The sequence below is a fragment of the Spirosoma luteolum genome (assembly GCF_054778875.1).
Window position 1 is genome coordinate 47,302 of the sequence record NZ_BAAGZE010000006.1, and the last position, 13,777, is coordinate 61,078.

Annotated in this window: 12 protein-coding genes and 1 tRNA gene; 3 read left to right on the forward strand and 10 right to left on the reverse strand. The window is 59.8% G+C overall.

Annotated features, from left to right (window positions below):
* Positions 1-57 precede the first annotated feature (57 nt).
* Both ACYVAC_RS10730 and ACYVAC_RS10735 read left to right on the forward strand, forming a co-directional pair.
* A complete protein-coding gene (locus ACYVAC_RS10730; protein WP_461097649.1) occupies positions 58-1,389 on the forward strand; it encodes an MFS transporter in 1,332 nt (443 codons plus the stop codon).
* Positions 1,390-1,403: 14 nt separating this feature from the next.
* A tRNA-Val gene (locus tag ACYVAC_RS10735) sits at positions 1,404-1,481 on the forward strand.
* 106 nt (positions 1,482-1,587) lie between these two features.
* Here the strand turns inward: ACYVAC_RS10735 and ACYVAC_RS10740 are convergent.
* A complete protein-coding gene (locus tag ACYVAC_RS10740) occupies positions 1,588-2,940 on the reverse strand; it encodes a hypothetical protein (RefSeq protein ID WP_461097650.1) in 1,353 nt (450 codons plus the stop codon).
* Positions 2,941-2,945: 5 nt separating this feature from the next.
* A complete protein-coding gene (locus tag ACYVAC_RS10745; RefSeq protein ID WP_461097652.1) occupies positions 2,946-3,371 on the reverse strand; it encodes a hypothetical protein in 426 nt (141 codons plus the stop codon).
* A 267-nt stretch (positions 3,372-3,638) separates the two neighbouring features.
* Here ACYVAC_RS10745 and ACYVAC_RS10750 point away from each other — a divergent pair, with 267 nt between their 5' ends.
* Positions 3,639-4,094 carry a hypothetical protein gene (locus tag ACYVAC_RS10750; protein WP_461097653.1) on the forward strand — a complete coding sequence of 152 codons (456 nt, stop codon included), beginning with the start codon at positions 3,639-3,641 and terminating at the stop codon, positions 4,092-4,094.
* A gap of 29 nt (positions 4,095-4,123) precedes the next feature.
* Here ACYVAC_RS10750 and ACYVAC_RS10755 read toward each other — a convergent pair whose 3' ends face one another.
* From ACYVAC_RS10755 to ACYVAC_RS10790, 8 genes are all read right to left on the reverse strand, one after another.
* Positions 4,124-5,449, reverse strand: a complete 1,326-nt coding sequence (locus ACYVAC_RS10755) for a Gfo/Idh/MocA family protein (protein WP_461097654.1) — start codon at positions 5,447-5,449, stop codon at positions 4,124-4,126.
* A gap of 213 nt (positions 5,450-5,662) precedes the next feature.
* Positions 5,663-6,319 carry a nitroreductase family protein gene (locus tag ACYVAC_RS10760; protein WP_461097655.1) on the reverse strand — a complete coding sequence of 219 codons (657 nt, stop codon included), beginning with the start codon at positions 6,317-6,319 and terminating at the stop codon, positions 5,663-5,665.
* A gap of 30 nt (positions 6,320-6,349) precedes the next feature.
* Positions 6,350-6,985 (reverse strand): 2,3-bisphosphoglycerate-dependent phosphoglycerate mutase, encoded by a 636-nt coding sequence (locus tag ACYVAC_RS10765; protein ID WP_461097657.1) that lies wholly within the window; start codon positions 6,983-6,985, stop codon positions 6,350-6,352.
* Positions 6,986-7,066: 81 nt separating this feature from the next.
* Positions 7,067-8,230 carry an endonuclease/exonuclease/phosphatase family protein gene (locus ACYVAC_RS10770; protein ID WP_461097658.1) on the reverse strand — a complete coding sequence of 388 codons (1,164 nt, stop codon included), beginning with the start codon at positions 8,228-8,230 and terminating at the stop codon, positions 7,067-7,069.
* A 76-nt stretch (positions 8,231-8,306) separates the two neighbouring features.
* On the reverse strand, positions 8,307-9,275 hold the full coding sequence (locus tag ACYVAC_RS10775) for a hypothetical protein (protein ID WP_461097659.1): 969 nt from the start codon (positions 9,273-9,275) through the stop codon (positions 8,307-8,309).
* A gap of 127 nt (positions 9,276-9,402) precedes the next feature.
* On the reverse strand, positions 9,403-10,779 hold the full coding sequence (locus ACYVAC_RS10780; protein WP_461097660.1) for a HAMP domain-containing sensor histidine kinase: 1,377 nt from the start codon (positions 10,777-10,779) through the stop codon (positions 9,403-9,405).
* Positions 10,779-11,459, reverse strand: a complete 681-nt coding sequence (locus ACYVAC_RS10785) for a response regulator (RefSeq protein WP_461098221.1) — start codon at positions 11,457-11,459, stop codon at positions 10,779-10,781. The genes ACYVAC_RS10780 and ACYVAC_RS10785 overlap by 1 nt, the downstream gene beginning before the upstream one ends.
* A gap of 276 nt (positions 11,460-11,735) precedes the next feature.
* On the reverse strand, positions 11,736-13,619 hold the full coding sequence (locus ACYVAC_RS10790) for an alpha-amylase family glycosyl hydrolase (RefSeq protein ID WP_461097661.1): 1,884 nt from the start codon (positions 13,617-13,619) through the stop codon (positions 11,736-11,738).
* Positions 13,620-13,777: the final 158 nt, after the last annotated feature.

Below are 13,777 nucleotides of genomic sequence, written 5' to 3' on the forward strand. Positions count from 1 at the left end.
TTTCTGTTACCGCAAAACAGCCTTAATCGCTCATTCACTCAATCACACAAGCGCACCATGAAGAACAACCCCCGTACGCTGCGGGCCTGGACTTTTTATGACTGGGCCAACTCCGTACACTCGCTGGTGATTGTGTCCAGCATTTTTCCCGTTTACTTTTCGGCTACGGCCCTCAACGAAGCGGGCGGGCCGGTAATCGACTTTCTGGGGCTGTCGATCAAGAACTCGGTTCTTTTCTCCTACTCCATCTCGGCGGCTTTTCTGTTTACGGCCCTGCTGTCGCCCATCTGCTCGGCCCTGGCCGACTACAGTGGCCGCAAAAAAGCGTTCATGAAGGCGTTTTGTTACCTGGGCGCCATCAGTTGCAGCCTGCTCTATTTCTTTACCCGGGAAACTACCACCTTCGCCGTCCTCTGCTTCTGGCTCAGCCTGATCGGCTGGAGTGGCAGCATCGTTTTCTACAACTCCTACCTGCCCGACATTGCTACCGAAGACCAGTACGACCGGGTCAGTGCCCGGGGGTTCTCGATGGGGTATATCGGCAGTGTGCTGCTCATGGTGCTAAACCTGGTGGTGATTCTGAAACGGGAGTGGTTCGGCAACGTCAGCGAAGCGATGGCCTCGCGGCTGGCTTTCCTGACGGTGGGCCTCTGGTGGGTGGGTTTCGCCCAGATTCCGTTCAACCGCCTGCCCGATGTGGCCGGCACCGGAGCAGCGCGGGCAGTTGCAGCGGTTCGATCAGAGGGCTTTCTGCTGAATGGATTCCGCGAGCTTCGGCGCGTGTGGGCCCAGTTGCAGCAGCTCCCGCTGGCCCGGCGATTTCTCGTCGCTTTCTTTGTCTACAGCATGGGCGTGCAGACGGTTATGTACGTAGCCACCATCTTCGGCAGCGACGAGCTGAAGCTGCCCGCCCAAAGCCTGATCATTACCATCCTGCTCATTCAGCTGGTGGCCATTGCCGGTGCCTACGGGTTTTCGCGGCTCTCCGAACGGCTGGGCAACACCTACGCGCTGATGATTGCCGTACTGATCTGGACGGGCATCTGCGCCGGGGCTTACTTCGTGCAGACCGAGTACCAGTTTTTCGGGCTGGCTGCGGTGGTGGGGCTGGTGATGGGCGGCATCCAGTCGCTGTCGCGCTCGACGTATTCCAAACTCATCCCGGCCGGCACCGATACGGCTTCCTTTTTCAGCTTCTACGACGTCACCGAAAAGCTCTCGATCGTGCTTGGCACGCTGGTGTACGGGTTGATGGAGCAAGTAACGGGTAGTATGCGCAACTCCGTGCTGGCCCTTTTGGTACTGTTTATCATTGGGTTGGCGCTGCTGGCCCGGATTCCGTCGCAAAAAGTTTACCGGGTGCCTTTGGAAGCCGGCGAAAATGCCTAATTTTGCACCAGCAAAGGAGGTTAGCTCAGTTGGTTCAGAGCGCTGCTTTGACAGAGCAGAGGTCAGCGGTTCGAGCCCGCTACTTCCTACCAAACGCCCCGCTTACGACCTGTAAGCGGGGCGTTTTTTTGTGCATTCTTTCCATATGAAAGGACGGGTCTTCGATCCAAATCCGTAGTCAGGGAAATATAAATTCCCCTAAAACCGGTTTACAATCGACTGGAAAGCGTACTTGGCGACGATGCCGAAGGAAAGCCGACCGAATACATTGCTGTCGGCCTGCTGGCTGTTGGTGATGTCGGTGGCTTCCAGATAGAGTCCACCCAGAAAATTGCCTTTGCGCACGTTGTAGAGGTTGAGCGCCGTTCCCAGATCGATACGGCTTTTGGCCGCCTGCTCATCGAACGACACAAACGACCGGGTGTAAAGGATATTCCAGGCCAGCTGGTTATCGGAGTCGGGCAGCGCCTTGAAATACAACAAATCGGTACGGATGTTGGCCCGGTCGTAGAGCCGGAAGTCACCCGAATAGCCCGTGTATTTGGTTTCGCTAATGAGTTGCTGGTTGCCCACCGTCTCGGTTGTTCGTATGGTATAGTCGGTGCTGGCCAGGTTATCGAAGGTGTTGGCCCGTTCGTAGCCCACCGAAGCGCCCAGCAGCCAGTGCGCCCGAAAGTCGTAGTTGACACCTAGGTCGACAAAGCCACCCCGGTAAGCCGTGCGTGTGAACCGGTTACCCGGCGTCCCGGCCAGCGACGGGTCGTACAGGCGAAACGACGACGCGTTGAGTCCTCCCGACAGGTACAGGAGCCGGTAGCGCCGGGGCACGTTCAGCTCATTGATCTGCCGGGTCAGCCCCAGCCGGCGGGCAAACAGCGCCTGCACGTCGGCGTCGAGCCGGGTGGCGGCCTGCTCCCGTGCCCCGACCAGATCGCGGATGGCCCCAACGGCTGCGCTTCGGGCCGGCTGCGTGCTAGCGTACACGCTCCGCAGCGAATCGAGCGACTGGACCAGCGCACGCCCCGTCGTGGCGTTATCGAGCAGCCCGTCGATGGCTTTTTTGATAGCGACCCGGTCGACCAGCGTCAGCGTTTTCTGCCGACTCAGCAGCGAATCGATGGCGGGCCGGTGGTTTTTAAGCGCTTTGAGCCGGGCCACGGCATGGGCGTCGGGCACGTTGCTGAGCTGTTGCCGCAAATACGCCAGGTCGGTCTGGTCGCGCCGGCTGATCTGTTTGGTGCGTATGCCTACAAACCCCTGCAGCCGCGACTGGGGCTGAAACTTACCCGCGCTAAACAGGGTCCCGACCCCGTCGGCGTTGCGTGCCGACGCCGACAGCCCCCAGAGCCGTTGTGGCTTATCGGCGATTTTAAACGCCCGGAAATTGTTGTAGCCAACCGAGAGCGCAGCTTTGGCCAGGTCGAGGTTGACCGAATTGCTGTACTGCACGATCGAGGTTTTACCCTCGGCATCATCGGCCAGCACCTGCCCCGATACGTAATGCGCGGAGAGGGCCACCAGCAGGCCAGTCAGTAATAGTAGTCTGTTCATCGATATCAGGCGAGTTGGTGAAGGTCGGCATGGTTGGCATTGCCGTTGTCGTTGACCGTTAATTCGATCGGATTGGCGGGCAGGGGCTTGTTGTTGACAAACACCGCCAGCGACCAGCCGTTGCCATCGGCACCGTCGGCCTCGACTTCCACCATCAGCTTATTGTCGATACAGAGTACCTCGTCGAATTTGCGTTTGCCGGTCCTGAACACGTTTGGATCGGCCGGGTCCTGATCGGCCGCCAGATCGACGGGCTCGAAGCCGAACGCGATGCGGCTCACGGTGAGCGCCGGGGTGGTGGTCAGTACGTACCGGACCCGCACGAGGGCACTGCTGTCGAGCACCGCCCGGTGAAAGGCAATGGAATTGGTGGCGCGGTCGGCCAGCAGATCGAACGCGTGACTAAGCGGTTTCTGGGGTTGCTTTTTCATACAAACGGGGTTAGTCAGAAAGCCCTGAAGATAAGCGGCCCAACTGGCCACTGCCAGGGGAAATGTACCCAAAAAATAGGCGCGAATTACCCGTAAATCAAGCCAGAATCAACGGATTAACCTACCCGACCAGCCTTATCATTTCCCCGCCCCCAGGCCGCCATGCGGCCAGCGCTCCTGACGGCAGAGTCAGCGTCGGCAACCTGGTATCCGCAACCTTTCTGCGTACGAACCGTTTACGATGCTGACCCGTAAACGCCCCCAGCCATGCCGACTAAAACCAGTACCTCGACCGACAACGCCAAAAAGCGGACCAGCAAGAAAAAAGAGAATTACGATAAACCCGAGTTGCGGGAGCAGCTGAAAGAACAGATCAAAGCCGGTGACAAAGGGGGTAAGCCGGGGCAGTGGAGCGCCCGGAAAGCCCAGTTACTCACCCACGAATACGAAAAAGCCGGCGGAGGGTACCTGAGCGACCAGAAAACGGGCGAGCAGGAGCACCTGACCAAGTGGACCGATGAACACTGGCAGACCTCGGACGGCAAACCCGCCGACCGCCCCGGCGGCACCACGCGATACCTGCCCGAGAAGGCCTGGGATGGCCTGTCGCCCGCCGAGAAAAAAGCTACCAACGCCAAGAAACAGGCTGGCTCCAAAGCTGGCGAACCGGTTGTCGACAACACAAAAAAAGCCAGGGCCGCCCGCAAAAAAGCGCAGGACTAGCCCCGGCCAGAATTCAGTTGGCAGACGCCCTACAGGGTCATCTCCCACCCTTTCTCATACGTGCGGGCCCAAAGCTTCATAGCGTCTTTGTCGTGCAGAATATGGCCATTGACCGGGTCGCAGGTCAGCGTGCGGCCCGTGCGGTAGGCAATGTTGCCCAGCTGCGGCAGCAGGGTCGATTTCTGGCCTTCGGTGATGGGCGCCGTTAGTTTCGCCTTCCCCCGTATCGACTCCACGAAGTTTTCGAGGATGATGCTGTCGAGCTTTTCGCCCATGCCCATGGTATTGGTACGCTGCGCTTCCTGCAAACCGGTTTTCACGTCTTTGGTGAGTTTGTTTTCCAGGTCGTACACTTTGTAATCGTCGCCCCCGGGTATCACCATCGTGCCGGTCGAGCCGTAGAAAATAACGCCCCGGCCCGCCCCTTCGCTGTTGAAGCCGTTGGCGCTACGCCCTTCCCACTGCGCCATCTTGCCGCCCGGAAATTCGAAGGCGATGGTCTGGGTATCGGGCGTCTCCCAGTCGTCGCCCGAGTAGGCCAGCCGCCCCCCTGTCGAGCTAACTTTGGTGGGGTAATCGACGCCGAGGCCCCAGCGAATCACGTCGAGTTCGTGGGTGCCGTTGTTCAGCGCTTCACCGGTGCCCCAGTGCCAGAACCAGTGCCAGTTGTAAGGCACCAGATTGTCCTGATACGGCCGGCGGGGGGCAGGGCCCTGCCATAGATCGAAATTGAGCGTGGCCGGAACGGCTACCGGCCGGCCTTTGCCAATGGGTTTACGGGCGTTGGCATACCAGCCCCGCGCAAAATACACCGTGCCGATAGCGCCCTGATGCAGCGCCTGCATGGCTTCCATGACCTTCGGAAATGACCGGCGCTGACTACCCATCTGCACCAGCCGGTTATACTTGCTGGCCCCGGCCACCAGCAGTTCGCCCTCGGCCGGATTGTGGGCGCAGGGTTTTTCGACGTACACGTGTTTACCAGCCTTAAGCGCCAGCATGGCCGCCGGCGCATGCCAGTGGTCGGGCGTGGCAATCAGCACGGCATCGAGGTCTTTTTCCTCGAGCATCTTCCGCAGGTCGGTATACCCTTTCGGTTTCTTCCCGCTTAGTTTCTCGATTTCGGCCACGGTTTTGGCCACCACGTTGCTGTCGACGTCGCACACGTACCCGACCTCCACATTGGGCAGCTGGGCAAACATACGCGATACAAAAAAGCCCCGACTGTTGGTGCCGATGGCGCCAATAACCACTTTTTCGTTGGGAGCCCCTTTGAAGATGGGGATGTGGGGCGCTACCCACAGGCCGGCCCCGGCAACGGAAGCCTGCTTGATAAATTCACGACGGTCTTGCATACCTGAGAAATAAAGGTCCGGCACGGGTTACGACCCATGTACGGCTCAGAAAGTAAGCCTTCGCTTTTCCTTACCTATAGGGCCAGGCCGGAGCCTGCCCGTATGGATCAGCCGTGCAGCCCAACCAGCCACCGTCGGCAGCACAGCAACCAAGCCCGGTCAGCAGGCCCATCCTGCCTGCCGCAATCGACTGCGTTCGAAGCCGTAACGACATCAGTACCAGACCACCACGTCCTGAGCCGGCTTGCGGGCAATGTCGGGCACGAGGGCATCAGGGGCGGGGTAGCCCACCGGGATCAGCAGAAACGGCTTTTCGTTGGCCGGTCGGTTGAGCAGGCGGCTCAGAAAGTCCATCGGGCTGGGCGTGTGCGCCAACGCCACCAGACCCGCCTGGTGGATGGCCGTCAGCAGCAGGCCACAGGCCAGGCCCACCGACTCCATCACGTAATAATTGGGCCGCTTCTGATCGCCGTCGAGTGCGTAGATCTGTCGGAACGCGACAATCAGCCAGGGGGCCGTTTCCAGAAACGGCTTATGCCAGTCGGTGCCCAGCGGAGCCAGGTCGGCAAGCCATTCCGACGACATCCGGCTCGTATAGCTCTGGTATTCCTCGGCTTCGGCCGCTTCGCGAATTCGGCGCTTCAAGGCCGGATCACTTACGGCGCAAAAGATCCAGGGCTGTTTGTTTGCCCCGGAAGGCGCTGAGGCAGCCGTCATGATAAGCTGCTCGATAACCTCCTTCGAGACGGGCCGGTCGGAGAAATCGCGGATGGAACGGCGCGTTGTCATGGCCGCCTGAAACGCGCTCGTACGTTCGAGCAGCTCGGTCTCATCGGGCGCGGGGGCAGACTGGTAGGGTATAAAGGACATAGGTGAAACTACAGCTTTCCCGCCACATTCTCAACGGCCCGGTGCCTGCGTGGGCGTAAGTGCACTGTCGGTTGCGGTGAATACGCCCGTTTCGGGGTTGAAGTCATACTGGTGCGGCACGCCCGTCATCAGTTCAACCTGCTCAATGGCGTCGGGACTCAGGTTTTCGAGTTCCATCAGCAGGGCGCGCAGGCTGTTGCCGTGGGCGACCACCAGCACATTTTCGTTTTGCTGCAGATGCGGCAGTATAGCCGTCTGGAAATAAGGCACGACCCGCTGGCGGGTATCGGCCAGGCTTTCGCCGTGGGGCGGCTGGTCGACGTAGCCCCGGCGCCAGCGAAACACCTGGTCGGCGCCGAAATGCTGCTCCGCTTCGGCTTTATGCATACCCTGCAGATCGCCGTACATGCGCTCATTCAGGGCAGCATCGCGCTCGATCGGCAGATCGGTCTGCCCCGTTTCGGCCAGGATAAGTGCCATGGTTTCGATAGCCCGGTTCAGCACCGACGTGAACCCGATGCTGAACCGGTCGTTGCGCAGTCGATCGCCCGCCTGCCGGGCTTCCTGCCGTCCCTGATCGGTAAGGGGCGTGTCGACCGAGCCGGTAAACCGGTTTTCCAGATTCCACTGCGACTGCCCGTGCCGAACAATAACGAATAAAGCCATACCGATGGAGGTGGGGTTGAAAAGCCCCCGTCGGGTCAACTCGCGGCCGGGGTACTTCGTTCGGCCAATCCCCGAAAAGCCTTACCGCTGGGCCAGCACCGGTTCCGGCGCGGCCGTAACCGACTTCTTCAGAACGTACTGGGCCACCACCGGAAAATGGTCGGATACGGTGATGCCCGACAGGGTGCGGCAGGACCGGACGGCCCAGTCGGCGCTGAAAAACTGCTGGTCGATCCGTACACAGTACGGATGGCGGTTCAGCGTAAACCCGAAGCCTTCGCCGGCTTCCTCGAAGGCATTGCTGAAGTTGAGCCGCAGCTTGCCGTAGGCATAGCCAAACGGCGTTTCGTTGAAGTCGCCACAGATAATGACGGGGTAGCGGCTGCCTTCGACGTAGCGGCTTACCTCGGCCACCTGCTCGTCGCGCTTCCTGAATCCTTCCTTGAGTCGCGAGAACGTATCGGCCAGCTCCGTGACCATGCCCGACAGGTTGCCCGCCCGGGCCGAATCCAGCGCCTGGTTAATGCGCACCCCCATCGACCAAAGGTGTACGTTGACAATCCGAACCGTATCGCGTCCGTAGGCCACGTCGGCCACCAAGAATCCGTTGATAGCCGGTGCGCCCGCGCGCTGCCAGATGCGGCCGTAGCGGTTCACGATCGGGAAGCGCGAAAACAGCGCCAGTCCAATCTGCTGCTGATCGGCAAACCGGGTCAGGTGCGTTAGTTTGTCGGTATATTGAGCCTCCAGCCCGGCGTTGGGCGAGTATTCCTGAAAACAGGCAATGTCGGAATGTTGGGCCGCCTGGCTGATGGCGGCATTGTGCGGCTCCCGAAAACATTCGCCGTTGAAACTCAGCACACTGAGCGAGGGGGCTGCCACGGCCAGGGGCGCGGGGGTACCCGTACCAACCAGTCGTTTCACAATGGGCAGGGTCAGCGCCAGCCACACCAGCCCCACCGTTCCCACCAGCCGCTCCTGTTTCCGCAACAGGTATAGGCTGGCCGTCAGGCCCGCCAGCATCGCCACCGGCAGGCTCATCATCATAAACCCGCCCAGCCAGTGTTCGAGCACGGGATGATAGCAGAATGCCATCGTTAAAAACAGGTAGGCCAGGGCGGTGTACGAACGCGGGTACTGCCGGTATCGCTGTCCCAGTGCGTGTACGCCATCGAGAAACCACTGACCCAGCAGCAGCAGCAGGCCAGCGCCTATCATTAGTATTTCTTTACTGCGATTGCTCATAAGCCGGATGACCGAACGACATAAAATGATGAGGTACTGCACTTGCCCGGCCCGACGGACCCGGCAGAACCGGTCCTTACCGCATCTCGAACGATCCAGACCCGATTTTAAACCCTTCCGCATACAGCTCGGCCGTGTATCGGCCCGGCTTGTAAGGAAGGTCGCGCCGGTAGGTCAGGTCGACGCGCTGATCATTGTTTTCAAACAGAACGGGTTGCCGCAGGCTGTAGCCTAGCTCCTCCCCTTCGTAGGTCAGTATGCCGCCGATGCCGGTATCGCTCAGTACGCTGCCATTGGCATCGAGCAGGCGGAGGTAAATGTCTTTGGTGGTGCGGGAAGCCAGCGAATTGGCGGCCAGCACGAAGCTGATTTTCAGGCGGTCGGTTTTCGACGACCGGTACACGCCCCCCCGCCGTTCCTTACCGCTTTCGTTCAGCGACAGTACCTGCAGGTTGATGGCTTTCAGGGCCGAGGCCACCGTTACTTTCTGCTTGAGGTCGTCGTTCTGCGCCGATACCGTGGCCACGGCTTTGGCCAGCGTTTCGCGCTCGAAACGGAGCCCCGTGTTTTCGCTCAGCACTTGTTCGCGTTCCTCTTCCAGCGCCCGGGTGCGGCTGATGAGTGTGTTCTTCTCGGCCAGTATGGCTTTGAGGTCGTTTTCCTTAAGGGCCAGAAAGCGCGTATAGTCGCGGATTTTGTCGTCGTATTTCTGTTGCGAAAAGCTCAGGTCGTAGGTCAGTCGCTGCTTGTCGTCTTCGAGCTGCGCTTTCAGTTTTTCCAGACTGGCCACGCTTCCACCCAGTCGGCGCACGTCGGCGATACGCGTGTTGAGCACACCTGTGATGGAGTCGAGCCGGATCTGGGTAGCCGACAATTGCTCGACCTGGGTGGTTAGCGACTGTTTGAGCTCCAGCGTGTCGTTCTGAGCCCCCAGGAACAGGTACACCAGCAACGACGACACGCCCAGCAGTACGCCCATGATGATGGGGCGAATGCCTTTGCTCGGTTTGCGGTCGGTGGATGGCGGGTGGCTGATAACTTCCATGGATGGTTGACGTCTAGGCCACAAAGCACGCCCCCGCAACTTAAGTCCGACTTAATCTGACTTTAAAATTACCTTAAAATCGGGGTGAGCCGGGGCGCAACGCTGCCAGTGGTGCCAGCCGTACCCGTTACACCCCGTTTTCAGGCGCAACGGGCAGTTCCAGCCGGAAGGCGGTGCGGTCGGCGGTCGACTCGACGGCGATCGTGCCCTGGTGAAGCTGCACGACCTGGGCCACGATGGCCAACCCGACCCCATGCCCCGGCCGCGACGACGCGGTGGCGTTGCTGCGGTAGAATGGCTTGAAGATATGCGGCAAATCGGCGGCCGGGATACCGGCACCGGCATTGACCACGTCGACCCGGATCACCAATCCGGTTGCCCGGAAGGTGACCTGAGCGGTCTGATCGGCCGAGAATTTACAGGCGTTGTCGAACAGGTTGATCAACAGAATCTTCAGCGCAGCCTCGTTGCCATGCACCAGCAGTGCCGCTTCGTCGTCGGGGAAGTCGGGAAACGCCAACTCGATTCGGTAGTCGGGCTGCCATTTCTGCACCTGCATCTTCACTGCCCAGAGCAGTTCATCAAGCCGCACCGACGCCATTGGCAGCGATTGCCCGTCGATGCCCACACTGGCCAGACTGAGCAGGGTGTTGGTCAGCTCGGTGAGCGAACCGATGTCGTCGCGCAGCGAACCCAGCGTATCCTGATACACTGCGGACGGCCGTTCTTTCAGCAGCGCCACGTCGATCTGCGAACGAATCTTGGTCAGCGGGTTTTTCAGTTCGTGCGACACGTTGGCCACAAAGATTTTCTGGGTCACCAGCGTTTGCTCCACCCGGTCGAGCAGGCGGTTGAAGGTCTCGACCAGCGTACCGATCTCATCGTCGGGGTTGGCGTAGTCGACCCGGCGGGCCACGTTGGCCGGAAAGATCGTGTTGACCTGCCGGATGATGCCCGACATGGGCGCCAGCGCCTGCCCCGCAAACACCCAGCCCGCCAAACTGAGCAGCAGCGCCCCAACGGCCACCATTACCAGCAGAATACGCTGCAAATCGGCCAGGGCCGCCAGTCCGTTGCGGTCGATACCGCTGATGAGCACCCAGTTGCCCGAGCCACGCGCCACCAGATGCACCGCCAGCAGCTGGGTATCGCCATCGCGCAGGTAAAGCTGCTTACGGGCACTTTTCAGCTTTGGTATAAAGGGCGCGTGGCTGTTGTCGCGGGTGGGGTTGGTCGAGAAAATAAGCCGGCCCAGCTTCTCGCTGTAGACTGAGATCGTTTCGTCGGGCAGGGGTTCCTGATCGGTGAGGTTGATGCGGCTGTTGGTGTCGGTCAGTTCGAAGAGCAGCGTGGATGCGGCCACAGCCCGGTCCTGCAGTCGTTTAAAAAACCGCTTTTCGAGATACAGCTTGCTGAACACGAACACCCCCACCGAAAACAGCAGCAGCACGGCCGTTACCAGCCCCATAAACTGCAGGGTCAGCCGGGTTCGGATGTTCAGCATCACGTCTGCACTTTAAGCACATAGCCCATGCCGATCTGCGTATGCAGCAGCTTGGGCTCGAAATCACGATCGATTTTCCGGCGCAGAAAGTTGATGTACACCTCGATGACGTTGGTGCCGGTATCGAAGGTTACATCCCAGATTTTCTCGGCCAGCTCGGCTTTGGCGATCACGCGCCCCTGGTGCCGGAGCAGGTAATCGAGCAGCGCAAACTCCTTGGCCGTCAGGTTGATGGGCTTACCTGCCCGCGTAACCGTTTTGGCATCGGGGTTCAGTTCCAGATCGGCAATGGTAAGGGCACTGCCGGTATACACCAGCCCGCCACTGCGCCGGGTCAGCGCCCGGACCCGGGCCAGCAGTTCGCGAAACTCGAACGGCTTGGCCAGGTAGTCGTCGGCCCCGGCGTCGAGACCGGTAATTTTGTCGTCGGTAGTACCCAGCGCCGTCAGCAGCAGAATGGGCGAGGTGACGCCCGCCGTGCGCAGGTGGCGGCACAGGTCGAGCCCGTTCATGCCGGGCAGAATAATATCGGAAATAATGAGGGCATACGTCTGCCGGGTTGCCAGTTGATAGCCCATGGTGCCATCGTAGGCGACATCGACCTCCCACTGCTGTTCTTCCAGCCCCTGCCGGATGCTGTGCAGCGTTTTAACCTCGTCTTCAATAACCAGTAGTTTCATCGGCGGCAGCGCCGGGCCGATGCGGGGCCAGCCCGCGCCGTTCCGTTTGTCCTGAAAACGCTCCTGCAAAGAGAACCAATAAGTCGGCACAAATGGTCGAACGGGGCAAATAAATTGCCTTTTCGGTGTTTTCAGGGCGGTTTTACGGGCGTCTCGGCCCGGTCAGCGGCTTAAAACCAGCGGGGCCGACCCGCAGCCCATGCCCCACAAACACCCGTCGGTTTTTTGTGTAGCCCTGGTTTCTGCCGGTCGGCCCCGGGAATTTGTCGGTTCTCCTTATTTAGCCAGTTCGAGCACCAGCGCCGTTTTGGCCGGCAGCCGGATAAGCTTCAGATCCGACAGCGTCTGGTTGGTCAGCACATTGCGGGCGGTGGTCATACCGGCCATGCGTTCGCTGAACCGGCCCGTATCGAGGCTGATTTCCTTGTCGTTGGTATTGGTGGCAACCATCACCGTTTTGGTACCGTCGTAGCGGAAATACACGTAAGTGCCATCCTGCGGCAGGTACTGCATCAGCTTACCGGTATGCAGTACGGGGTTGTCGCGCCGGTAGGTTGCCAGCGTTCTCACGAACTGGAACGCGTTGTTTTCGCGGTCGGTGCGGCCAGCCGTTTCAAACTTGTTCTCCCGGTCGCCCCGGAACCCGCCCGGAAAATCCTGGCGCACCTCGGCATCCGAGGGGTTCTTGAAATTCTTCATCAGAATTTCGGTGCCGTAGTACATGCTCGGGATACCCCGGGTGGTCAGCAGCCAGGTCAGGCCGATTTTGTATTTGTCGATATCTTCGCCCACCACCGACAGAAACCGATCGGTGTCGTGGTTGTCGAGGAACGTCACCAGACGGGTCGGATCGACGTACACGGCATCCTGCGCCAGTGCCTGATAAAACCGGTTTACGCCGTCGTCCCAGCTGAATTTCTGTTTGAGGGCGTCGAGCATCGCGCTGTACAGCACAAAATCGAGCCCGCCCGGCTGGTTCGACTTAAAGGGAAAGTCGATTTTGTTGCGCGTGTAGTAGGCCTGATCGACCACGTTGTTGACCCACGATTCACCGAAAATATGAATCGTCGGATACTCGTCGAGCAGGGCCTGGTTGCAGCGGTTCATAAACGGCTGATCGTTGTACATGTAGGTATCGACCCGCCACGCATCCACGCCAAACTCCTCCACCGACCAGATGGCGTGCTGAATCAGGAAGTTGGCCAGGAAGGGGTTGCCCTGGTTGAGGTCGGGCAGTTGCGGCACAAACCAGCCGTCGAGTGCCACGCGCCGGTCGATCTCGGCCCCGTGGGGATCGGTAACGGGCTGGTACTTGTACGAGGTGTTGGTGTAGGTGGGCCACTGGTGGAGCCAGCTTTTCATGGGCATATCTTTCAGAAACCAGTGGTTGATGCCCACGTGGTTATACACCGCATCCTGCACCACCTTCAAACCGGCTTCGTGGGCTTTCTTCACGAAGGTTTTGTAGGCGTCGTTGCCCCCCAGCCGCTTATCGACGGTGTAGTGGTCGGTAAAGCCGTAGCCGTGGTAGGCCGAGCGCATGGCCCCGCCTTCGTTGGTAAGCGGCTGGTTGTTTTCAATTACGGGCGTAAACCACACGGCCGTTACCCCCAGATCTTTGAGGTAGTTGATGCGTTTGGCCGCCCCCGGCAGGTCGCCCCCGTGACGCAGGTACGGATTGGCCCGGTCGGCACTGGGGTCGGCCAGATCGGCAAACTTGTCGTTGGTCTCGTCGCCGTTATCGAAACGGTCGGGCATGGCCAGGTAGATAAAGTCGGCCGACGATACCCCCTGCCCTTTCGGGCTGCGGTCGCGGGCTTTCAGTTCATACGCCTTCGTCAGCGTCTGACTGCCGCGCTTACCCACCAGGTTGAGCGTACCGGGGCGCGTGGTGGGCGCAATGGTCAAGTCGAGGAAGGCGTAGTTGGGGTTTTCGACGGTGTGGGTTTTCACCAGCGTGACGCCCGGGTAATTAACCGTGTAGGCCAGCGTGCCGGCATTGGGGCCATAGACGAGCAGCTGCAGGTTTTTGTTTTTCATGCCCACCCACCAGTTCGTGGGGTTGATCCGCGTGATGGCGGGGGCAGTCTGTGCCTGACCAGCATGGCCGAGCACACCGGCCAGCAGCAGGCTGGCCAGTTGACGAGTGAATCGATTCATAGGGTTGTTATAGAAGGTATTGACAGGACCAACGGCCCTAGACACTGCAAAATGACAACAAATTGCCAGCAGAATCCAATCTGCCCTGCAAAAATAAGGGCTCATTTTCGCCCCGAAAGCCCCTAGCTTTGTATCGACTAACCTAAAAAGCCTCCGGC